Below are 22,146 nucleotides of genomic sequence, written 5' to 3' on the forward strand. Positions count from 1 at the left end.
CAGCACCCCGGCGACGGATATTTACCGCCGGGGCACCGGGGAGGAGCGCTCTGGTTACAGCAGCGGCTCGATTTCGGCGGCGGCGCCGTCCATGGCCTTCTGCACGTCCTCGTCGCCGAGCAGGATGCGCTGGATGCCGTCGAAATAGGCCTGGCTGATCTGCACCCAGTTCGGATGCGCGGGCACCGGGCGGCCGTAGGGCAGCATCTCCTTGAACACTTGCAGGATCGGATCGTTGAAGCGTTCCGCCTTCATGGCCGAGATGCGCGCCGGGAACGTGTCGGTCAGCACCGCCTGGTTCTCCGACTCAGCGAGGAAGCCGATCAAGGTCTTGGCGTCGTCGGGGTTCTTTGCCGATGACGGAACGACGAGGCTCCAGCCGCCGAGGATCGCGGCGGTCTTGCCGCCTTCCGGATGCGGGATCGGCATGACGCCGACATCGATCTTGTCGTTCTCCTTGCGGATCGACGGGACGTCGAACTGGCCGGACTGATACATCGACACTTTCTCGGCGATGAAAAGGCGGCGGTTGGCGGTGCCGTCATTCTCCAGCGTGGAGGCCGGCGATAGCTTCTTCTTGAAGAAATCGGTGTAGAAGGTCACCGCCTTGACGCTCTCGGGCGTGTTGACCAGCACCTTCTTGCCGTCGTCGGAAATGATGCCGCCGCCGACCATCCACATGAACGGCAGCGAACGGAAGATGGTGTTGCCGACCTCGCCGCCGCCGGTGATGGCGAAACCCGACTTGCCGTTGACGGATAGCTTTTCAGCAGCCGCGACCAGTTCGTCCCAGGTCTGCGGCGGCTTGTTCGGATCGAGCCCGGCGGCGGTGAAGTCGCCCTTGTTGAAGATCACCGCATGCGTCTCGATGCGGTAGGGAATGCCCCAGAGCTTGTTGTCCCAGGTGACGTATTGAAGGGCTGCCGGGATATAGTCCTCGCGGTCCTTCAGCACGTCGTCCAGCGGCAGCACCAGCTTGTTCTGCGCGTAGCCGTTCACCCAGCCATGCTGCACGTCGACGATGTCGGGCGCGGCACCCGACTGAAGCGCGGTCAGCACGCGCTGCGGCAGGCCGTCGGTGGTGGTGACCTCCAGCTTCACCGTGATGTCCGGATGCGCCGCCTGGAATTTCTCCACCAGCGTCTTGGCACGTGCTTCATTAAAATTCGGCGTCCACCAGGTCACCTCGCCGGCGAATGCCATGCCGGCCGAAAGCGCCACGATGGCAGCGCCGAGCAATGCTGTCGTCTTCAGTCTCATCGTCATTTCCTCCCATGCGACACAAGCGTCGCGCCCGGCCCGCCGGCCGGATCGTCGTTACCGCGCCACGGCGGCAATTGCAGGATTGCGGACAGGTGCTGCCGGGCGCGCCGCAGACAGCGCGGCCGCATGCGCCACCAGCGCCTTCATGTAACCGACCGTATAGGCATGGCCGGCATGCCAGGGAGCAGCGCAGTCGAGGTCCGGCACGTGGTCCGGCACCAGCACGCCGTCAAAACCCTCCTCGTGCAGCACACGCACGATCTCGGCCATGTCGACGTCGCCGTCGTCGACGAAGGTCTCGACATAGTTCGGCACCTTGCCGCGCACGTTGCGGAAATGGACATAGGCGATGGCGCCCGAGCGCGCGAAACGCCGCGTCGTCTCGTAGACGTCGCCCTCGCGCATTTCGGCCAGCGAGCCGACGCAATATTCCAGCGCGTTAGCCCGGCTCGGCGCGATGGCCAGCAGCCGGTCGTATTTGGCGTGGCTGTTGACCAGCCGAGCGGTGCCGCGCAGCCGCTCGACCGGCGGATCGTCGGGATGGGCGGCCAGCCGCACGCCTGCCTCTTCCGCCACGGGCACCAGTTCGTTCAGGAACCATTCGAGCCGCGCCCACAGCGTCGGCTCGTCCACCGTCTGCGCAGCCGCGCCCGCCTCCGCTTGGCGGTAACGCATGTTGCCAACCATTCCGTCAGGCAGCGGGCTGTCGATGTCGATCTCATCGGCGGCAAACACCGCGGTCACCGCGCTGCCCCTGGCGATCGGCTTGCGTTGCCAGCCCCAGACACCGGCCAGCGAGAAATTGTAGCCGATGACCGGAATGCCGGCGCGGCCGGCGTCGCGCACCAAGCTCTTCATCGCCTCCATCTGCTCCAGCTTGCGCGGCCCATCGAGCAGGATGTCGGACCAGAAATTCGGCGAGATGTTTTCCATCGCAGCGACGCTCAGTCCATGGCGTGCAAGCATAGCGACCATGCCGGCCATATAGTCGTAGCTCCACAGCGGCGCGTCGATGCACTCGCCGTTGACCGGTCCAACGCCACCGGCAAGATAGGCCGAGCCATCGGCGTTGCGCGTGTAGTTGGTGAGATGGACAACCACATCGCGCACGCCGAGCTGGGCCGCGAAACGCGCGCCCTGCTCGCTCAGCGAGGCGCCATGCAGCGAAAGTCCGACCCGCAACACCATCCTCCGTGTAGCTCCTCCGGATTGGCGCCGGCTCTTCGCCCATCAGTTCATATTTGAACTCTTCCAATTCTATTGATAACTATGACGGCAATGACCCTGCCTGTCAACCGCGCAGTTGCGGTGCTAGTGTCCCGGTTGGAATTTCGATGCGCCGCCCACCTCAGAGACGTTTGAAAACGGGCTGGCGGCGGGACCGACACCTTGGAGACCGGAAAGCATGGCGATCAAGCAGATGCACAACGTCGGCATCGTCGTCGAGGACCTCGCCGCGACGATCGATTTCTTTCGCGAACTCGGCCTCGAACTCGAAGGGCAGGCCACGATCGAAGGAGAATGGGCCGGACGCGTCACCGGACTTGGCGATCAGCATGTCGAGATTGCGATGATGCGCACGCCGGACGGCCACAACCGGCTGGAACTCTCGCGCTTCCTCAGGCCGGCGGTCGTCGCCGATCACCGCAACGCCCCGGTCAATGCGCTCGGCTACCTCCGCGTCATGTTCACCGTGGACGACATCGCCGAGACGCTAAAAAGGCTCCGCACGCGCGGCGCGGAGCTCGTAGGCGATGTCGTCGACTATGAAGAGGTGTACCGGCTCTGCTACATCCGCGGCCCGGAAGGACTGCTCATCGGTCTCGCCCAGGAACTGGGCTGATACACCGGCGTTGCCGCCGGTTAGCGCTCGGTCCCGCCCGACAACGTCTGTGCACCGGTCGCAACGCCGCTGGTGTTCATCGATCCATCGAACAGCGGCACATTGGTCGCCTCGTAAGGAAAACGCGCGCAGGCTTCCTCGATCAGTTCGACGCCAAGCCCCGGCGCGGTCGGCGCCAGAATTGTGCCGTCGCGGAACTGCAGCGTCTCGCGCACCAATTCCTTGCGCCACGGCACGTCGACAGACACCGTCTCGAACACCGAGAAATTCGGGATCGCCACCGACATGTGCAGCGTCATGGCGTTCATCACGGGACCGACCGGATTGTGCGGCGCGACCGGGATCAGATGCGTATGCGCCACATGGGAAATGCGCTTGGTCTCGCCCATGCCACCGGCATGCGACACGTCCGGCTGCAATATATCGACCGCCTTCTTCGACAGGGCCTCCAGGAATTTTGCGGGCTCGTAAAAACGCTCGCCGGCGGCGATCGGCACCGGGCTGTGGGCGCGCACATCGGCCAGCGCGTCGATGCTCTCCGGCGGCGTCGGCTCCTCGATCCAGGTCAGGTCGAACGGCGCCAGCGCCTTGCACATGGCGATTGCCGTCGGCACGTTGAGCCGCCCGTGCACGTCAAGCATCAGATTAATGTCCGGCCCAACCGCGTCGCGCACCGCCTCGACGATCTCGATCGTCTGCCGCCGCTGCTTTCGGTCCATTTCCAGGTGGGCGACGTCGAAGGGGTCCCATTTCAGCGCTTTGTAGCCCATCGCGACCCCGGCGCGCGCCTTGGCCGCATATTCTTCCGGGGTCGTCGCGCCGAAGAACCAGTGATTGGCGTAGCAGTCGACATGATCGCGGAATTTGCCGCCCAAGAGTTCGAAAACCGGCACGCCAAGCGCCTTGCCCTTGATATCGAGCAGTGCGGCCTCGATGGCGCCCAGCGCCGTGCGGAACACCGCGCCGGTGCGCCAATAGCTGTCGCGATGCAGTTGCTCGATGATCGCGTCGACCGCGAAGGGGTCGCGGCCGACCAGCACCCGCTCGAGTTCCTCGAGCGCCGACACGACGGTCTTGGTCTTCCACTCCAGCGTCGCCTCGCCGACACCCTCGATGCCGTCGTCCGTGTATAGTTTCACGAACACAAAATTGGTGCGCGAGACATTCGCGATGAACACCTTTTGGGCGACGATCTTCATAATGCGTCCTTGGCGGCAGTCTCGGCAAAAGCCTCTTCCAGCATGGCGCGATAGTCCTCAGCCGAGGCGACGCGCGGATTGGTGGCGTGGCTGTGATCGGCCAGAGCCCGCTCGATGACCCAGTCGAATTGCGCTGGAGAAACACCCATCGCCGCGAGGCCGGACGGGAGATTAAAGCGTCGATTGAGCGCTTCCAGTTCCGATGCAAGATCGGCTTCCGCCGGCAGTCCCATCGCCGCCTTCAGCCGCGCCAGCTTGTCGCCGACATGGGCGGCGTTGAAGCGCACGACGATCGGCATCAGGATCGCGTTCAGCGTGCCGTGATGCAGCTTCAAATCCTTCAGCCCACCCAGCGCGTGGCTCAGCGAATGCACGGCGCCGAGTCCTTTCTGGAACGACAGGCCGCCATGCAGCGCGCCCATCATCACCTCGCCGCGCGCCGCGAGGTCGGACCCGTCGGCAAAAGCCTTCGGCAGGTTTCGCCAGAGCCGCCCGGCGCCGTCCAGCGCGATCGCCTCGGCAGGCGGGTTCTGGCGCGGCGAAAACAGCGTCTCGATGCAATGCGACAGCGCGTCGAGACCGGTCGCGGCGGTGAGATAGGGCGGCAGGCCGAGCGTCAGTTCGGGATCGCAGATGGCGCGGCGCGGGATGAGATACGGGCTGATGAAACCCAGCTTGCGGCCGTCGTCTAGCGTCAGCAGCGAGGCACGGCCGACCTCCGCGCCGGTTCCTGCCGTCGTCGGGATGGCGACGACCGGCGCGACACTTGCCGAAATGCGCTCGATGCCGCCATAGATGGCCGCGTACTGCTCCAGCGGCCCGGCATGGGTCGCCAGCAGCGCCACGCCCTTGGCGAGGTCGATCGGCGATCCGCCGCCAAGCGCGACGATGCCGTCGCAGCTTTGCGCGTGGTAGACGTCGAGCGCTGCCTGCACGGCACTTTCGGTCGGGTTGGTCGGCGTGTCGAGGAAAACCGGAGCACCTGACGGCAGCATTTTTGCCACGGTGCCGACGAGACCCGAGGCGGCGAGCCCATAGTCGGAGATCAGCAGCGGCCGCGTAAGCTTCAGCTCGGCCAACGCCGCCGGCAGCGACTTGAGTTCGCCCGGTCCGAAATCGATGGCCGTCAGATAGGTGATGCGCGCCATGTCAAAGCCCCGTCATCCGCGCGATCGCGGCGGGCTGCATGGCGTCCGGCATCATCTGCATCAGTTCGATGCGGTGCCCGTCCGGATCCTCGATCCAGGTCTGCCAGTTGCCGTCGGCGCCCAGCACTTTCGGCCGGATCATCTCGATGCCCGCCGCGTCGAGCTCGCGCACGGTCTGCTCGATATCCGGCACCGACAGGCACATGTGGTTGTAGCCCACCGCCTCGCGTTCAGCGGCCCACTCGCCCTCGCCTTCCGGGAAAATTTCGAGATACTGGTCGTCGGTGATGCGCAGATAGACCAGCCACAGCCGGCCGTCGCGATCGAGCCGCAGCATTTCGGCGAAACCGAGCTTGTTGATGTAGAAATCGAGCGTCCTTTCCACGTCCTTGACCCGGATGGCGACGTGGGCGATCGATGAAACGGTCAGCATGAAATGTGCCTTATGAATGGCTGTTCGAGATGAGGAGCTGGAGCGTTGCACGGCGCATGTCGGGCGCAGGTGCGAGAGGCAAACCTGCACCCTGTCATTGGTCAAAACTCCTCCCGGCTCTGTCATGCCCAATTTGGACGACCGCTCGCTGCCTATCCAAATATGAACTTTGACAGTTCAATTTCCTATGGTAGTGACAGGCTCGGGATTGTCAACCGCAGGGGCTGTGATGAACGACATCGCCGAGGACGCGGCCAGCAAGCACACCATTCCGGTCATCGACAGGATGATGGACGTGCTTGGCGAGCTTGCTCACCACGAAGCCGGCCAGACGATCCGCGAGCTGACCCAAACCTTGCGGCTGCCGCGCACGACCGTCTACCGCATCCTCAATTCGCTGCAGCAGCACAGCATGGTCCGCCGCGATGACGACGGCGCCTATCATCTGGGCCGCCGCCTGCTGTCGCTCGCCGCGCATGTCGCCTCGCGCGCCAGCGAGGTCGACCTGGCGGCAATCGCCCAGCCCTTCCTCGACAAGCTCGCCGCCGAGCTGGGAGAGGGGATCAAGCTGAGTGTCATCGACCAGGAGGGCATCCTGGTATTGGCTACCGCGCAGGGCCGGCGCGAATATGCCCTCACCGTCGCGCCTGGACAGCGCATGCCGATCCACGCCGGCGCGGCGAGCAAATTGCTTCTGGCACACCTGCCGCCGGCGGAACTGGAATTGTGGCTGGCCAAGCCTCTCATCGCCTACACGGTCAAAACCGTGACCGATCCGAAACGGCTGCGCACCGAACTGGCGAAGATAAGACGCCTCGGCTGGGCGCAGGACAAAGGCGAGAACGCTCCCAGCATCCATGCCTTCGCGGCGCCGGTGATAGCGGCGGGCGGCAAGGTCGTGGGCGCGCTCAGCGTGCCGTTCCTGGCCGGCGCGGAAGCCAGCCGCATGGAGGAGATCCGCATGGCGGCGATCGACATGGCCAAAACCATTTCGCAGGCCATGCCGGATTGAGGGGCGTCCCGGCAACGCCTCAGATTACGACGAAATCGGCATTGGTCACCGACAGCCCCGCCGCCATGGCCGCGAACTGAACGGCGGACATCGCGCCGATGCCGTCGGCATCGTAGAACAGGCCGCCGGTCGCCGTGTCGTAGACAATGCGATCGTCCGCATCCTGCGCAATGCCCGCCGCGTTCGCAGAGAAGGCGGTTGCCGCCAGCGTGCCGGCCGGGCCCAGCGCCGTGAACACGGCATTCTCCAGCCGGATCGTGTCGGCCGCCACGCTGAAATCCGCAAGCGTGTCGACATTGCCAGCGCCGGGCGCGGTGGAAAAGACAAATAAATCCTGGCCGTTGCTGCCCCGCAGCGTGTCCGAGCCGCCCCTGCCGTCGATGATGTTGGCGCCCGCATTGCCGGTGACCGCCTGCGCGAGTTCGTTGCCGGTCAGGTCGATACCGGATGTTCCGGATGTCCCGTTGGTGGTCATCACCTCAACATGCACGCCCGTGCCGAGCTTATAGTCCAGCGCCGCCATCACCCGGTCGGATGCGCCCTGGGAGGCGGTTTCGACGATGAGGTCGCCGGAATTGTAGACGCGGTAGGTGTCGTTGCCGCTAAGGCCGATCAGGGTGTCGCTTGCACCCTTGCCGCCGTCGCTGAGCACGTTGAAGCCGGCATTGCCGGTGATTGTCTGGCTCAGCGTATTGCCGGTCAAGTCGATCGAAGCGCTGCCGGCGCTGGACGTGGTGCGCAGTTGTTCTATCTCCGCACCGGGCGCCAGCGCATAGTCGGCGGAAGCTGTGATCCTGTCGGCAGCGCCTTGTCCGGCCAATTCGACCGCCACATCCGACTGGCTGTTGACATAGAAGACATCGTTGCCTGACCCGCCCGTCATCGTGTCGGCGCCGGCGCCGCCGTTGAGCACGTCATCCCCGGCTCCCCCGTCGATGGCATCATTTCCCGCGAGACCGGACAACGTGTCGGAACTGTCGCCGCCGGAAATCATGTCGGCGAAATTGCCACCGGTCCAAGTGTCGTTTTCCACCGTTCCGTGAAAGGTCGTGGGATCGAAAATCTGGGCGCGGATGGCGCTGCCGCTGCCGTCGCCGCCGTCCTCGGACTGCCAGGTGACGACGAAGCGGCCGTCGGAAAGCGCCGACGCCGCCGGATTGAACTGCTTGCCGGCGGAGATGGTGTTGACGATGAAATCGTCGCCGGAAAAGCTGCCGTCGACATTGAGGAGGCGCGCCCGCACGCAATAGCTGGAGCCGTCACCGGTGTCGCCCGAATACCAGACGGCCAGCGCGCGCCCGTCCGCCAGCGCGATCACCTTTGGGTCAGCCTGGTTGCTCTGGACCGTGGTGTTGACGATGAAATCGTCGCCGGCAGGATTGCCGTCCTGGTCGAGGAAGCGCGCGCGGATGCAGCCGAAGGAGCCGTCCGCGGTGTCGTCGGATTCAAGGATCGCCAGCACGCGGCCGTCCGCGAGCACGGCAAGTCCCGGATTGGTCTGGCCGCCGGCAGCCGTCGTGTTGAGGACAAAATCGTTGCCGGCGGTGCTGCCGTCGGCGTTGAACAGCCGGGCGCGCAGGCACTCTCCGGCACCGTCGCCGCCGTCGGAAGACGTCCAGGAAACCATGAAACGGCCGTCGGCGAGCGTCCCTATGACAGGCGTTATTTGGGAACCCGCAGCGGTGGAATTGACGATGAAATCGGCGCCCACCGGGCTGCCGTCGGCCTCGAACAGCCGCGCGCGGATACAGGTCTCCGAACCGTCGCCGGTGTCGTAGGACTGCCAGGTGGCCACGAAACGGCCGTCACCCAACGGTGTGATCGCGGGCCGCGTCTGGCTGGCGGCGGCGGTGGAGTTGGCGACGAACTCGACGCCCTCCGGATCGCCGTCGGTATCGAAGAAACGGGCGCGGATGCAGGAGGACGAACCGTCGCCCGTGTCGAAGGACGCCCACATGGCGACGAACCGGCCGTCCGGCAGCGCCGAGACCGTCGACAGGACCTGATTGTTTCCGGTGATCGCATTCAGCAGGAAATCGCCTCCGGAGGGACTGCCGTCGGCCTCGAATATCCGCCCGAACACGTCCTGGCCATCGGCGGGAGTATCGGACCGCCACGATACCAGGAAACGCCCGTCGGTGAGGCCGGTGACTTTTGGCACGATCTGGGCGCCGGCCGTGGTGGTGTTGACGATGAAGTCCTGACCTATGCGTTCGATCGGCATGAGCCTGCCCGACTCCGGGGTGAATCTGCGGATATTATCCGGCAGCGGCCGAGGCCATGGCAAGCGTCCGCCGAGACGGACTGCTTTTAAGACAACGCTGGGACACGCGCCTCATTCCCTCGGCATGCCGCCGCTGTCATTCTGCAAGGCAGCCCCGCCTGACATTGTTCGGCATAAGGCTGGCGGCTGCCCAGGCGAAAAAGGAAGCCGTCCTACGGTGCTCGCCGCCACTTTGGCACGTGACAAAGTTTGCCGCCGCCGCCGATCTTCCGCGAGAGGTCTACCGCTTGTCACGAGCCTGTCCTACAGTCCCGCCCAAAAGCTTTGTTAACCGCCTGCCGTCATTGCAGTATTTCGACTTGTTCATGGGGAGGCCGGGATCGTGCCATTGTCGGGATTGCGTTCGTCGCTCTTGGTGCTGGCAGCGTGCTGCGCCATTGTCGGGTCTGCGTCGGCCCAGGAGACAGGCGAAAAGCCGCCGGCCGCCGTCCAGACGGCGGCCGTCAAGCTCGGCGAGGTGACACGCCAGAGTAAATTCGTCGGCACGGTCCAAGCAGTGCAGCAGGTCAATCTCATGGCCCGTGTCGAAGGGTTCCTCGATTCGGTGAATTTCCAGGAAGGCAGCTACGTCGAAGCCGGCAGCCTCGCCTTCGGCATCGAGAAGGACACCTACCAGGCGGCGCTCGCCGGCGCACAGGCGACGCTTCAGGCAGCGCAGGCAACAGAAGTCGGCGCGGAGGCCAATCTCAAGCAGGCGCAGATCACGCTCGATAGGCAGGTCGCCCTGCTCAGGACCAAGGATGTGCCGCAGTCGACCGTCGACCAGGCCACCGCGACCCGCGACACCGCCTCGGCGTCGGTGGGACAGGCGCAGGCGCAGATCGCACAGGCGCAGGCACAGGTGAGAACCGCCGATCTCAACCTGTCCTATACCGACGTGAAGACGCCGATCAGCGGCCGTATCGGCAAGGCTCAGATCACCGTCGGCAACCTCGTCTCGCCGTCGAGCGGCACACTTGCCACCGTCGTGCAAGTCGATCCGATCCGCGTGGTCTTCTCGATCTCGGACCGGGAGTATTTGCAGGTGGTCAACGCCCTGAAGCCGAACGCCCAGGGTCTCACCGGCGACACCAAGAATTATCAGCCCAGCCTCACGCTTTCGGATGGAACCGCCTATGCGCACCCCGGCAAGATCGGTTTCATAGACAACACGATCGATCCGAGTACCGGCACGATCGCCGTCTACGCCGAGTTCCCCAATCCCAATCTCCAGCTTGTGCCCGGCCAGTTTGTGTCCGTGAGCGTCCAAGTTGGCCAACCGGAGGAACTCCCGCTCGTTCCCGCCTCCGCCGTCCAGCAGGACAAGGACGGCGCCTATGTGTTCGTGCTCGGGGACGGCAACCGCGCCATCATCCGCCGCGTCACACTCGGCCAGCGCGTCGGCGTCGACTGGTCGATCCAGTCGGGACTGGTCGCCGGCGAGGTGATCATCGTCTCGGGCATCCAGAGGATACAGGCCGGCGTCGTGGTGAATCCGACCCCCGCCGAGACGGGGAACTGAAGAAATGTTCGCCGACATCTTCATCCAACGTCCGCGCCTGGCGATGGTGATCGCCATATTGATGACGCTTGCCGGCAGCATCGCGCTGCTCAACATCCCCGTCGCGCAATATCCCGACATCACGCCGCCGACCGTGCAGGTGACGGCGACCTACCCGGGCGCAGACGCCCAGACGCTGGCGGACACGGTGGCGACGCCCATCGAACAACAGGTCAACGGCGTCCAGGACATGATCTACATGGCCTCGACCGTCAGCTCGACCGGCACCTATACGCTGACGGTGACCTTCGGCGTGGGAACCGATCCCGACATCGCCCAGGTCAATGTCCAGAACCGCGTGGCGCTGGCCACGCCGCAACTGCCCTCCGCCGTGACCCGCCTCGGGGTGAACGTGCGCGCCCAGCAACCCAACTTCCTGCTGATCATCAACGTGTTCTCACCGAAGGGCACGAATGACGGGCTTTTCCTGTCGAACTTCGCGCAGATCAACGTCGTCAACCCGCTGTCGCGCGTCAACGGCGTCGGCTCGGCCACGCTGATGGGCCCGCTCAACTACTCGATGCGTATCTGGCTGGACCCCGAGCGCATGGCCGCGCTCGGCATCACCACCGATGACGTCACCAACGCCATCCAGCAGCAGAACGTGCAGGCCGCCGCCGGCCTGATCGGAGCGCCGCCCATACCCGACGACCAGGTGCTGCAATATTCGATCACAGCGCTCGGCCTGCTCGACAGTCCGGAGGAATTCGGCGGGATCATCGTGCGCACCAGCGCGGCCGGCGGCATAGTCCGGGTTCGCGACATCGCCCGAATCGAGCTCGGCGCGCAGACCTACAGTTCGGTCAGCCAGCTCAACGGCGCCCCAGCCGCCACCATCGCGATCTACCAGTCGCCGGGTTCGAATGCGCTGGGCGTGGCCGCGGGGGTCAAAGCCGAGCTCGAGCAGTTGAAAGACCGCTTTCCGGACGACGTCGCCTATCAGGTGATCTACGATTCGACCGACTTCGTGCGCGCTACAATCGACGAGATCATCCACACGCTGATCATCACCGCCGTCATCGTGCTGATCGTGGTGTTCGTGTTCCTGCAGGACTGGCGGGCCACGCTGATCCCGGCGCTGACGATCCCGGTCTCGCTGATCGGCGTCTTCGCTGTCCTGCTCGCGCTCGGCTTCTCGGCCAATACGGTGACGCTGTTCGCGCTCATCCTGGCGATCGGCCTTGTCGTCGACGACGCTATCGTCGTCGTCGAAAACGTGCAGCGCGTGATGGAGGAACAGCCCGGCATCTCGCCCGCCGAAGCGACCAGCATCGCCATGCGCCAGGTCACCGGGCCGATCGTGTCGACCACGCTGGTTCTGATCGCCGTGTTCCTGCCGACCGCCTTCCTGCCCGGCATCACCGGCCAGCTCTACCGGCAGTTCGCCATCACCATCACGGCGTCGGTCACCATCTCGGCGATCAACGCGCTGACACTGAGCCCGGCGCTGTGCGCCACCGTGCTCAGGCATCCCAAGCCGGCGCGCGGGCTTTTCCGATGGTTCAACAGAGGGCTCGACGGCACCCGCAACGGCTATACCGGCATCACCGGCTTCCTGGCACGGCGCTCGCTCGTCGCCGGCCTGCTGGTAGTGCTGATCGGCGGCGCAGCCTACTGGATGTTCACAAGGACGCCGACCGCGTTCATACCCAACGAAGACCAGGGCATCCTCTTCGTCAACGTGCAACTCCCGGATGCAGCCTCCCTGCCTCGCACCCAGGCCGTGCTCAACAAGGTCAAGGACATCGGGCGAAGCATCGACGGCGTCGCCAACGTCGTCACCGTGTCCGGCTACAGTCTGCTCACCGGCGCCTCGCAACCCAACGCCGGCCTTGCGCTGATCGTCATGAAACCGTGGGCGGAGCGCAAGACGCCGCAGACCGGCCTCCGCGGCATTTATGCGAACCTCAACCGCCAGTTCGCCGGCCTCGTGGAGGCCAACGTCATAGCCTTTCCGCCACCGGCGATCCCCGGCGTCGGCAACGCCGAAGGTTTCGATTTCCGCCTCGAAGCGCTTGGCGGCCAGTCGCCGCAGGACCTCGCTCAGGTCATGCGCTCCTTCATCGTCGCAGCCAATGCGGATCCGGCGATCGGCTCGGCGTACTCGACCTTTTCCTCCGATGTACCTGGCCTCTTCCTCGACATCGACCGTGTGCGCGCCGAGCGGTTGAATATCCCGATCTCGACCATCTTCAACACCCTGCAGGCGCAGCTCGGCTCGGCCTATGTCAACAATTTCAACATTTTGGGCCAAGTCTATCAGGTCAATGTCGCCGCCGACCAGGAATACCGCCGCACCGTCGACGACATATTGAACCTCTATGTGCGCAGTTCCACCGGCGTGATGGTGCCGGTGCGGGCCTTCGCCACGGTCAACACGACGCTGCAGCCGACGCTGCTCACGCGCTACAACCAGTTCACCAACGCCACGATCAACGGCACGCCGGCGCCCGGCATCTCCTCCGGCCAGGCGATGGACGCGCTGACCGAAGTCGCTGCGAATTCGCTGCCGGCCGGGTATGCTTTCGAATGGTCCAGCCTGTCCTATCAGGAAGCGCTGGTCAGCAACCAGACGATCGTCGTGTTCGGCCTGGCGATCCTGTTCGGCTACCTGTTCCTTGTCGGCCAATATGAAAGCTGGACGATCCCCTTCGCGGTCATCACCTCGGTGACGGTGGCGGTGCTCGGCGCGGTGCTCGGCATCAAGGCGATGGGAATGGGCCTGAACATCTATGCCCAGATCGGGCTCGTCTTGCTGATCGGTCTGGCGGCGAAGAACGCCATCCTGATCGTCGAGTTCGCCAAGGAAAGCCACGAATCCGGCAAGCACATCGTGGAAGCCGCGATCGAGGGCGGGCATATGCGCTTCCGCGCCGTGCTGATGACGGCTTTGGCCTTCATCCTCGGCTCGGTGCCGCTGGTGATCGCCACCGGGGCGGGTGCGGCCAGCCGCGTGTCGCTGGGCGCCACCGTGGTCGCCGGCATGCTTGCCGCAACCTGTGTCGGCATTCTCGTCATTCCCGGCCTCTACGTGCTGTTCGGTCTGCTCGGCGAGCGCACCGGCTCGCTGTTCCGGCGCAAGAAGCCTGCCGAGACCACGAAACCGGCGGAGGGCTGAGCGGGAAGCAGCCCCGAGCCGACCTGAAACAATGGCGAAACATACGGGCCGCCAAACGAAATCAAGCCGAAACGACGCGGTCGACAAAATGACATGCGGCGGGAAATTTTCAGCCGCCTGATATTCGGTGTTTGGCATTGGATCGTTTTCCAGACGGCGGTTCCAGCCATGACGCCAATGCCGCGTGGAGTATGGCGGGTGGACAAGGACGAACCGAGATTCTTCTGCAAGCGGGAGCCGTCCGGCAACTGGGCCGTGTGGGATTCCGTCCAGAACGGCCCGGCCACGCTGGGGGGCGGACCGCCGCGTGGCCGCGAGGAAATACGCGCCCGTTCGGCCTGCAAGATCTTGAACGCCATCTACCGAAGCCAGCTCGACGCGGATTCGGTGCGCGAGCGCAACGGCGTGGAAGCACGATCCGGCGCGGCGCATGACCGTGCGCGGCCCGCTCGGCCGCAATTCCCCCACGCGCAGGAAGAAACCATCGACTCGGCAACGAACGCACGCGGAAGCGATGCCGTCAGCGGCCATATCCGTGCCGAATTCACCAAACTGAAAGCCACCGGCCGCGTGAGCCCGGCGTCCCCTGAGAAAGTCCCGACGATCCCGTGGTCAGGCTAACCTAGCCAGCAGCCGCACCAGTGTCGCCGCCTCCCTCGCCGACAACGGCGCCAGCGTTTCGGCGGTGATCTGCTCCGCCTGGGGGATCAACTCCTCGACCACGCGCCGTCCCTCGTCCGTCAGGCGCACCATCAGGCGGCGTTTGTCGCCATCGTGCTTGCCGAGTTCGACCAAACCACGCGCCGACAGCCGGTCGATGACGCCCTTGACTGTGGCCGCGTCCATGGCGATCAGCGCACCGAGCTGGTTCTGCGAGGTTTCGCCGATGTCGCGCAGCCGCGCGAGCGCCGCGAATTGCGGCGGCGTCAGGTCGGCGATGCGGGAGGCGAAGATCGAGACATGGCGCTGGTGGGCCCGGCGCAGGATGAAGCCGATCTGATCCTGCAGGCGGTAGCCTTCGGCCGCGGGTTCGTCCGCCGCCACGAGCTTCAGCACGTTTTCCTCGCCGCTCACCGCTGCCCGTCCCAGAGCTTTATGTCGGCCGCCGCCAGCCCACCCATGCGATCATGGATGCGTCCGCCGACCGCCATGGCCAGCACGAAGACGATCTCGTCCGGGCGCGGCCCGTCGACCGCGCAGACCGTGATCGCATCAAAATGGCTGCGCACATAGGCGGCGTTGGTATGGCCGAGTGGCACGTCGAGCGAGGCGCCGAAGCCGCCGACCTTCATCGCCGACGGCACGATTGCCTTGGCGCCACCCAGCCGCTCACGCATGGCGTAGCCGCCCGGCACATGCCACAGCGCCCCATGCTCGATTTCGCCCCCGGGGCCGACAATCGCACCCTTGCCGTAGGAATCGATCGCCTTGAGATCGCCGCCCAGAGCCGCGATCAGCCGGTCGGTGAGCTGCAGGCCGAGCGGCTTCAGATCCTCCATCGCCAGCTGAAGTTCTTCTGCAAAGCGCCCGGCGAAGGGGTTTTTGACCACGGCAAGCGCTGCCGCGCGCAATCTCGGCGTCTGCGCCGCCGGTCCGCCGTCGTGGAAAATCTCTTCCGTGACCACCGCGATCTTGCGGATGGGAAATTCAGGCATGCGGGAAGTCCTCCGGTGATCCGCTCGGCCGCGCTCGCGAAGGCAGGATCACGGATCGCGCCGAAGGTAAACGCTCTACATTGCCCCCCTCTGTCCTGCCGGACATCTCCCCCACAAGGGTGGAGATTGAGCCGGCCGCTTTCTTTTCGCCAATCGCCAATGTTTCAGGACCAGCGGCGGCACCGAAACCGCCGATCTCCCCCTTTGTGAGGGAGATGTCCGGCAGGACAGAGGGGGGCAACGTAGGACGCGAGATTTCAGCATAGGAAAAGCCCGGCTGAAAGCCGCCGCAAACCCTCGTTTCTCCCGCCAGGAACAGCGCCGCCGCCTCGATCAGTCCGCGCCCGCGCATGTCCTCGGCAACCGCAAAGCCCGCATCGAGCGCCGCGTCGATCTCGTCGGCCGCCAGAACTCCAGCATCGACCGTGACCAGCCGCTCGCCGAGGTCATTGTCCGGTGCAAGCTCACACGCCGGCCGCCTCGATATTGCTGAATGCCCAGGCAGATCGACGGCATTGGCGATCACCGTCGCCGCGGCGTCAGCCTCTGCGCCCGACCGTGCCAAAACCGTCACCGCATCGGCGATGCCCAGCGAAAAACTGCGGCCGCGCCAGCCGGACGTGGCGATACCGCGCACCGGGTCGACCGCCCGCACGACGATCCGGTCGCGAAACCCATGTCCCGTGCCGGCGACCGCCACCGCGAGTTCATGGCCGGCAGCGATATGCAGCGCGATGTCGCCGCCATTGTTGACATAGGCGCGCCCGAGCGTGCGCCCGGCGACTAGCGCCGCCAGTACTTCGTCGGCTACCGAACCCGCCACCGCCGCCATCGGCGTCAGGAATTTTTCGGCCAAGGGGGTCACGGCCGCTTCCATGCGGCGCGCTGTGCTGCCGCCGAAAACGCGCGGGTGGCCGAGCGTCGCTGGCTGACGGAGCGCCGCCAGCTCCTCGACCAGTTCGGCCAGAACCGTCTCGAAGCGCGCCACCGCCTGTTCATATGCCGCTCGCACCTCGCACTCCTCGCCGAAAGCCTCGACGATCAGGTCGATCGGCCCATGGTTGAGGTGCAGCCGCTTTCCATCCGGCAGCCAGTTTGCCTGTGCTGCCTGCATCACGCCCAACCCGCCCGGTGCAGTTGCGCCAGCGGCGGCCATGGATTCTCGCGCACTGCAAGAGCGGTGCGCCGCTCGTTGAAATACTCGCCGCCCTTCGCCAGCACGTCGCCGACGCTGCGTATTTCCGCCTCGTAGCCGCCCAGCCTGATATAGTCGTCGCGCCGCAGCGTGAACTCGATCGGCGCCACCAGCGCCGGCGTCGGCACGTAGCCGAAAGCGCCTGCCGGCACGCGCATGACGTCGACCATCAGCGTGATGCCGCCGCCCGGCCACACATAGACGGGCGCGCCGCCGACCGTCACATACGTCTTCAACCCCTGCACCGAGCGGGTCAGGTTGACCGGATTTTCCGTCACGCCAGCCCGCAGCGAACCGCCGGCGCCGCCGACGAACAGCACCGTGCACAGCGCCGGCTCGCAATTGTCTTCAATCAGCCCGACCGATTTGCGAAGCCGTTCCGGAAACGGTTTTTCGACCGGTCTGAGCGCCTCGTCGAGTTCGAAATAGGCGAACTGTTCGCCGGTGGTCGACACCATTAGCAACGACAGTCCGGGCCGGGCACCCTTCTTCGCGTTCCAATCGCCGAGGATCGACAACGGGTCGGAGATCGTCGTGCCGCCCCAGCCGAGACCCGGCTCCGACACCTTGAAGTAGCGGCCCGGAGTCGAGCGCCGTCCAAGGATTTTTATGCCCGTATCCTCCCAGCCCAGCACTTTTCCGGCCTGGTGCTCGGAGACGACGCCGGTGATGTGGTCGTCGACCACCACCACTTCGTCGACCAGCCCGCGCCATTGCGTGGCGAACATGCCGATGGTGGCCGAACCGCAGCCGACACGCATCCTATGTTCAGGCTTGCTATCGATGACCGGCGCCTTACCGGCCTCGACGACGACGGTCGCGCCGCCGTCGATGCTGAGTTCGACGGGCTTGCGGTTGCACAGGTTGAGCATCGCGTCACAGGTGGCGCGCCCCTCCTGCTTGGAGCCACCGGTGAGGTGATGCACGCCGCCAAGCGACAACATCTGCGAGCCATATTCACCGGTGGTAACGTGGCCCACAGCCTCGCCTTCGCTTCGCACCGTCGCCGTCTCGGGGCCGATATGGCGGTCCGTATCGATCTTTATCTTGACGCCGCAGTAGGAGAAAATCCCCTCGGTGACGACCGTAACCAGATCGACGCCCTCGACCTGCTGACTGACGATGAAGGGCGCCGGCTTGTAGTCGGGATAGGTCGTGCCGGCGCCGATCGCCGTGACGAAGCGGCGGCCAGTATTCACCAGTTCGCCATTCCACGGCTCGCGTTCCGCACCGAACGGAATAACGGCCGCACCGCTTTCAGCGGCATGCTCCAGGATGGTCAGCGGGTCGCAGCGGACGATTTTTCCGCCGAAATTGCCGTAACGGTCGCAGGCGCCGGTGCGGCCCTCGGTGATGTAGCACATGACCGGACAGGCATCGCAGCGGATCTTTTCCGCCACCTGCTTGGCGCCAGGGTCGTGAGTTTCGAAGCGTTCCGCGAGTTCGCTCATGGGAGTTTCCTCTCCCTTTCCCTGATCGCCGCCCGCAGCCGGCTCGGCGTGGCGGGAATCTTGTCCACCATCACACCGGCTGCGTGGCGGATGGCATTGAGGATCGCGGGTGCTGTGGGAATGAGCACGTGCTCGCCAAGACCCTTGGCCCCGAACGGCCCCTCCGGGTCGGCCACCTCGACCAGAATGCTCTCGATCGGCGGCACGTCGCCGAAAGTCGGGATCAGGTAGTCATGCAAGTTCTCGGTGCGGCCCGGGATAAATTCTTCCATCAACGCCATGCCGATGCCCTGCGCGATGCCGCCCTCAATCTGGCCCTCGACCAGCAGCGGATTGATCGCCTTGCCGACATCGTGCGCTGCGGTGATCTTTGTCAGCCGCACCGTGCCGAGCTTCAGATCGACCTCCAGTTCGGCGATCTGCGCGCCCCAGCCATAGACCGCGTAGGGCGTGCCCTGCCCTTTCTCGTCGAGCGGCAAGGTTGGAGGGTCGTAAGTCTCCTCGGCGGCGAAGACCAGGCCGCCGTCGTCCGCCGTCAGGCCGGCGAGATCGATCCGCCGCGACGCCTCGTCCTCGTGAATCAAAAGGCATGGCCCGTCGAGCACCAGCCGTGCCGCCGCCGACACATTGGCGAAGCGCAGGATTTTTTCGCGCAAGGCCCGTGCCGATTTCTCCGCTGCCTTGCCCGTGACGAAGGTCTGGCGCGAGGCGGACGTCTTGCCGGCATCCGGCGTGATGCCGGTGTCGGCGCCGCGCAGTTCGATTTTCTCCAGCGGCAGGCCGAGCGCGTCGGCGGCGATCTGGGCGATCACCGTGTTCGAGCCCTGGCCTATGTCGACCGCGCCCTGATGCAACACCACTGCTCCATCCGGCGATATGCCGATGCGGATCGTCGAGGGATTTGGCAGCGAGGTGTTGCCGCAGCCATACCAGCACGAGGCGACGCCGACGCCGCGCCGCACGCCGTCAGCCGAACCATTGAACGCCTCGGCCTCGGCCAGCGCGCGACCCCAGTGCGGCCGTAAGGCTTCGAGGCATGCGACGATGCCGACGCCACGCTCCAGCACCTGCCCGGTCACAGTGGCCGAGCCGTCGCGCAGCGCGTTCTTGAGGCGAAAGGCCAACCGGTCCTGCCCGAGTTTTTCCGCCAGGTCGTCGTACAGCGCCTCCTGCAGGATCGTCGATTGCGGCACGCCAAAACCGCGAAACGCGCCGGAAATTGGCCCGTGTGTATGGATCGCGGCGCCCGTGGCGCGATAATTCGGCGTCAGATAAGGCCCCGAGGCGTGCACCGGCACGCGATTGGCGACCGTCGGCCCCCAACTCGCATAGGCACCGGTGTTGAATTCTCCCGAAAACACCATGCCGGCGATGAGCCCTCCGGCATCCGTACCGATCGTCGCTTCCATGACCGCCGGGTGGCGCTTGGTTGTCGAAATCATCGATTCGTTGCGCGTGTAGGCGAGCGCGGCCGGCCGGCCGGTCTTAAGTGCCACCAGTCCGATCAGCGGCTGCACCGACATGTCGAGTTTCGAGCCGAAGCCCCCGCCGGTTGCTGTCGGAACGATCCGCACCTTTTCAAGCGCGAGTCCCAACACTCTGGCCGTATCGTCGCGGTCGAGATAGGGCGCCTGGGTGCACGCCGTCACCACCAGCGTGTCGCCATCCATCGCCGCGAAGCCGGCTTCCGGTTCGATGTAGGCGTGCTCGACATAGGAGGTTTCGATGCGCCGCGTCGCCGTGACGACGGCCGAAGCGATCGCGGCATCGGGGTCGCCGCGCTCGACCAGGCCGGTGGTCAGCACATTGCCGGCGCGGCTTTCATGGATCGGCGCGCCGGCCTTGGCAGCGCAGGGTTCCAGCAGATGCGGCAGGGGTTCCCAGAAGACCGGGAATTCCGAAAGGTCGAGGCCGAGAATCGCCTCGCGCTCGCCCGCGATGAGGGCCACCGCCTCGCCGCGAAAGCGCACGAAATGCTCCGCCAATGCCGGTTGGTCGGCGAAGGCCGGGATGGTGCCGAACCGGTTCTCGCCCGGAATGTCGCGCGCGGTGAACACGCCGGCGATGCCGGGACAGGATTTGACGAAACCGTCGACATCGCCCAGCGAAAACCGCGCGTGATAGTGCGGCGAGCGAACAACCGCCACCCACAGAGCATCCGCCGGAAAGCCGTCCGCGCCATAGGCCTCGGCGCCGGTCACTTTGGGTATGCCGTCGAGGCGGATCGGCGAGGAGCCAACGGCATGGCCAGCCGCGATGGTTTTGACGGAAATGCCCGCCGCGCCGGCCAACCGGTCTACGCCTCCGACAGGATCTGAGAAGCCGTGCGAGGCACCCCCCTCTGTCCTGCCGGACATCTCCCCCTCAAGGGGGGAGATTAGCAGCTTCGGCATTGCCGCCCGCACGTCACCGGTTGCAATTGGCGAAAGCCGAGCGGCCGGCTCAATCTCCCCCCTTGAGGGGGAGATGTCCGGCAGGACAGAGGGGGGTGCCTCGCGCGACGTTTCAAGCACATGCGGCGCTAGATCTGATGCATCCCCCGACGATCCGAGGCGCCCCGCCGCCATTACCGCCGCGACGATCTTCCGATACCCGGTGCAGCGGCAGAGAACGCCACCAAGTGCATCGCGGACCTCCTCCTCGCATGGCGACGGATTGCGTTTCAGCAGCGCGGTGGCGGTGACCAGCAGAGCCGGCGTGCAGATGCCGCATTGCGCCGCGCCATGTTCGAGGAACGAAGCCTGCAGCGCCGACAGTTTTCCTTCCGACAGTCCCTCGACGGTCCGCACCGCGGTGCCCTCCACCCCCGCCGCCGGCACGAGGCACGAGCATACCGGCTCTCCGTCGAGCAGCACCGTGCAGGCACCGCAGTCGCCGGCATCGCAGCCGACTTTTGTGCCGGTCAGCCGCAGGTCGTCGCGCAACACCGCCGACAGCCGCCGCAGCGGCGGCACCGATACGCTGACCGGCTGGCCGTTTACCTCGAAGGCGATGTTTGCGCACTCCATGCTCATGCCGCCCGCCTCTCCGAGGACTCCGGCCTGGCCGTCGCTTCCAGCGCTCGCAATACTATCTCCCGCGCGGCCTCGATACGGTATTCGGCCGTCCCGCGCACATCGTCGATCGGCATCAGTTCCGACAGGGGAGCATCGCGAATAGCTTCGGCAAATTCCTCGCCCGGCCTCAGTCCCGCCAGCGCGGCTTCCAGCCCGATCAACCGCCGCGCCGCGGCCGAGCAGGATCCGACCGCAATCGCCGCACGTGTCAGAGTTCCGTCGGCGCTGAGTTCGAGACGCGCAGCCGCCATGGCGATGGAGATCACCAGATAGCGCCGGGCGCCGAGTTTCACGAAAGCCGAGTTGCCGGCAACGCAGCGTTTCGGCACGCGGATCGCGGTCAAAAGCTCGTCGTCTCGCCGCGCGGTCTTGCGGTTTCCCAGGATGAACGCCTGCAACGGCAGATGCCGCGCTCCGGCCAGCGACCGCAATTCCAAATCGGCATCGAGCACAAGCAGAGGCGGCACACCGTCGGCGGCAGGCGACGCGTTGCAGAGATTGCCGGCGATCGTGCCGACATTCTGGATCTGCACCGACCCGACCTCGCGCGCCGCCTGCCGAAGTGCGTCGAAGGCTGACGGCAGTTTTGCGCGGACGACATCGGTCCAAGTGGTGCGCGCGCCAAAAGACCAATGATGAGGCGTCTCGGCAATGCCCCGCAACTCGGAGAGACCGTTGATATCGAGCACGTTGTCGCGCACCGGCCGCGCGCCCTGCGCGGGATAAAAATCGGTCCCGCCCGCCAGTATCCGCCAACGCCCCTCCGTCAGGAGGCCAAGGGCCTCCTCAACCGTTTTGGGTTTCGCGTAGCGGATCACGCAATGCCTTTCCGGTGGAAGGACCGGCACAATTCGTTTGTATGCAAACGATATCAGGACACGCGGGATTGTCAAAGGCGATAAAGCCACGACCACCGCTAAGAGCCTGCCTGAGAACTCCATCGGGTCGG

General features: G+C 65.3%; 16 protein-coding genes and 1 pseudogene. 5 read left to right on the top strand and 12 right to left on the bottom strand.

Annotated features, from left to right (window positions below):
• Window positions 1-54: 54 nt before the first annotated feature.
• Complete coding sequence (locus ABMA59_RS24125; protein ID WP_349007951.1) at window positions 55-1,260, bottom strand: ABC transporter substrate-binding protein; 1,206 nt, start codon at window positions 1,258-1,260, stop codon at window positions 55-57.
• A 57-nt stretch (window positions 1,261-1,317) separates the two neighbouring features.
• On the bottom strand, window positions 1,318-2,445 hold the full coding sequence (locus ABMA59_RS24130; RefSeq protein WP_349007952.1) for a mannonate dehydratase: 1,128 nt from the start codon (window positions 2,443-2,445) through the stop codon (window positions 1,318-1,320).
• Window positions 2,446-2,668: 223 nt separating this feature from the next.
• On the opposite strand from ABMA59_RS24130, the gene ABMA59_RS24135 reads away from it, so the two are divergent.
• Entirely contained in the window at window positions 2,669-3,106 is a 438-nt protein-coding gene (locus tag ABMA59_RS24135) for a VOC family protein (protein ID WP_349007953.1), read from the top strand.
• A gap of 20 nt (window positions 3,107-3,126) precedes the next feature.
• Here ABMA59_RS24135 and ABMA59_RS24140 read toward each other — a convergent pair whose 3' ends face one another.
• Genes ABMA59_RS24140 through ABMA59_RS24150 form a run of 3 tightly spaced genes read right to left on the bottom strand, consistent with a single transcriptional unit; the run spans window position 3,127 to window position 5,886 of the window.
• Window positions 3,127-4,305: a mandelate racemase/muconate lactonizing enzyme family protein gene (locus ABMA59_RS24140; protein ID WP_349007954.1), complete on the bottom strand. Its 1,179-nt coding sequence runs from the start codon at window positions 4,303-4,305 to the stop codon at window positions 3,127-3,129.
• Window positions 4,302-5,453 (bottom strand): iron-containing alcohol dehydrogenase, encoded by a 1,152-nt coding sequence (locus ABMA59_RS24145; RefSeq protein ID WP_349007955.1) that lies wholly within the window; start codon window positions 5,451-5,453, stop codon window positions 4,302-4,304. Before ABMA59_RS24145 ends, ABMA59_RS24140 begins: the two co-directional genes overlap by 4 nt.
• Before the next feature lies 1 nt (window position 5,454).
• Window positions 5,455-5,886: a VOC family protein gene (locus tag ABMA59_RS24150; RefSeq protein WP_349007956.1), complete on the bottom strand. Its 432-nt coding sequence runs from the start codon at window positions 5,884-5,886 to the stop codon at window positions 5,455-5,457.
• A 229-nt stretch (window positions 5,887-6,115) separates the two neighbouring features.
• Between ABMA59_RS24150 and ABMA59_RS24155 the strand changes: the two genes are divergently transcribed.
• Window positions 6,116-6,898 (top strand): IclR family transcriptional regulator, encoded by a 783-nt coding sequence (locus tag ABMA59_RS24155; RefSeq protein ID WP_349007957.1) that lies wholly within the window; start codon window positions 6,116-6,118, stop codon window positions 6,896-6,898.
• 19 nt (window positions 6,899-6,917) lie between these two features.
• On the opposite strand, the gene ABMA59_RS24160 is transcribed toward ABMA59_RS24155, so the two are convergent.
• Window positions 6,918-9,122: a calcium-binding protein gene (locus tag ABMA59_RS24160; RefSeq protein WP_349007958.1), complete on the bottom strand. Its 2,205-nt coding sequence runs from the start codon at window positions 9,120-9,122 to the stop codon at window positions 6,918-6,920.
• A 382-nt stretch (window positions 9,123-9,504) separates the two neighbouring features.
• Here ABMA59_RS24160 and ABMA59_RS24165 point away from each other — a divergent pair, with 382 nt between their 5' ends.
• The 3 genes from ABMA59_RS24165 to ABMA59_RS24175 all read left to right on the top strand — a co-directional run bounded on the left by ABMA59_RS24165 (window position 9,505) and on the right by ABMA59_RS24175 (window position 14,461).
• Window positions 9,505-10,683 (top strand): efflux RND transporter periplasmic adaptor subunit, encoded by a 1,179-nt coding sequence (locus tag ABMA59_RS24165; RefSeq protein ID WP_349007959.1) that lies wholly within the window; start codon window positions 9,505-9,507, stop codon window positions 10,681-10,683.
• 4 nt (window positions 10,684-10,687) lie between these two features.
• Window positions 10,688-13,840, top strand: coding sequence for an efflux RND transporter permease subunit (locus ABMA59_RS24170; RefSeq protein ID WP_349007960.1), 3,153 nt, complete (start codon window positions 10,688-10,690; stop codon window positions 13,838-13,840).
• 198 nt (window positions 13,841-14,038) lie between these two features.
• Window positions 14,039-14,461 carry a hypothetical protein gene (locus ABMA59_RS24175; protein WP_349007961.1) on the top strand — a complete coding sequence of 141 codons (423 nt, stop codon included), beginning with the start codon at window positions 14,039-14,041 and terminating at the stop codon, window positions 14,459-14,461.
• Here the strand turns inward: ABMA59_RS24175 and ABMA59_RS24180 are convergent.
• The 6 genes and pseudogenes from ABMA59_RS24180 to ABMA59_RS24205 all read right to left on the bottom strand — a co-directional run bounded on the left by ABMA59_RS24180 (window position 14,453) and on the right by ABMA59_RS24205 (window position 22,015).
• Window positions 14,453-14,914 (bottom strand): MarR family winged helix-turn-helix transcriptional regulator, encoded by a 462-nt coding sequence (locus ABMA59_RS24180; protein ID WP_349007962.1) that lies wholly within the window; start codon window positions 14,912-14,914, stop codon window positions 14,453-14,455. The genes ABMA59_RS24175 and ABMA59_RS24180 overlap by 9 nt on opposite strands.
• Entirely contained in the window at window positions 14,911-15,495 is a 585-nt protein-coding gene (locus tag ABMA59_RS24185; protein WP_349007963.1) for an amino acid synthesis family protein, read from the bottom strand. Before ABMA59_RS24185 ends, ABMA59_RS24180 begins: the two co-directional genes overlap by 4 nt.
• A 286-nt stretch (window positions 15,496-15,781) precedes the next feature.
• Window positions 15,782-16,609: pseudogene (locus tag ABMA59_RS24190) on the bottom strand (UPF0280 family protein); the annotation flags it as partial.
• Window positions 16,609-18,141, bottom strand: a complete 1,533-nt coding sequence (locus tag ABMA59_RS24195; protein WP_349007964.1) for a 6-hydroxynicotinate reductase — start codon at window positions 18,139-18,141, stop codon at window positions 16,609-16,611. The gene ABMA59_RS24195 and the pseudogene ABMA59_RS24190, both read right to left, overlap by 1 nt.
• A complete protein-coding gene (locus ABMA59_RS24200; protein WP_425475978.1) occupies window positions 18,138-21,155 on the bottom strand; it encodes a molybdopterin-dependent oxidoreductase in 3,018 nt (1,005 codons plus the stop codon). Before ABMA59_RS24200 ends, ABMA59_RS24195 begins: the two co-directional genes overlap by 4 nt.
• On the bottom strand, window positions 21,152-22,015 hold the full coding sequence (locus ABMA59_RS24205) for an FAD binding domain-containing protein (RefSeq protein WP_349007965.1): 864 nt from the start codon (window positions 22,013-22,015) through the stop codon (window positions 21,152-21,154). Before ABMA59_RS24205 ends, ABMA59_RS24200 begins: the two co-directional genes overlap by 4 nt.
• Window positions 22,016-22,146: the final 131 nt, after the last annotated feature.

This window comes from Mesorhizobium yinganensis (assembly GCF_040081985.1).
In the GTDB taxonomy this organism is placed as follows: domain Bacteria; phylum Pseudomonadota; class Alphaproteobacteria; order Rhizobiales; family Rhizobiaceae; genus Kumtagia; species Kumtagia yinganensis.

Excerpts from the sequence above, each read along its gene's own strand:
- ABMA59_RS24125 (WP_349007951.1), bottom strand. The coding sequence starts at position 1,260 with ATGAGACTGAAGACGACAGCATTGCTCGGCGCTGCCATCGTGGCGCTT.
- ABMA59_RS24135 (WP_349007953.1), top strand. The coding sequence starts at position 2,669 with ATGGCGATCAAGCAGATGCACAACGTCGGCATCGTCGTCGAGGACCTC.
- ABMA59_RS24140 (WP_349007954.1), bottom strand. The coding sequence starts at position 4,305 with ATGAAGATCGTCGCCCAAAAGGTGTTCATCGCGAATGTCTCGCGCACC.
- ABMA59_RS24145 (WP_349007955.1), bottom strand. The coding sequence starts at position 5,453 with ATGGCGCGCATCACCTATCTGACGGCCATCGATTTCGGACCGGGCGAA.
- ABMA59_RS24150 (WP_349007956.1), bottom strand. The coding sequence starts at position 5,886 with ATGCTGACCGTTTCATCGATCGCCCACGTCGCCATCCGGGTCAAGGAC.
- ABMA59_RS24155 (WP_349007957.1), top strand. The coding sequence starts at position 6,116 with ATGAACGACATCGCCGAGGACGCGGCCAGCAAGCACACCATTCCGGTC.
- ABMA59_RS24160 (WP_349007958.1), bottom strand. The coding sequence starts at position 9,122 with ATGCCGATCGAACGCATAGGTCAGGACTTCATCGTCAACACCACCACG.
- ABMA59_RS24170 (WP_349007960.1), top strand. The coding sequence starts at position 10,688 with ATGTTCGCCGACATCTTCATCCAACGTCCGCGCCTGGCGATGGTGATC.
- ABMA59_RS24185 (WP_349007963.1), bottom strand. The coding sequence starts at position 15,495 with ATGCCTGAATTTCCCATCCGCAAGATCGCGGTGGTCACGGAAGAGATT.
- ABMA59_RS24195 (WP_349007964.1), bottom strand. The coding sequence starts at position 18,141 with ATGAGCGAACTCGCGGAACGCTTCGAAACTCACGACCCTGGCGCCAAG.
- ABMA59_RS24200 (WP_425475978.1), bottom strand. The coding sequence starts at position 21,155 with ATGAGCATGGAGTGCGCAAACATCGCCTTCGAGGTAAACGGCCAGCCG.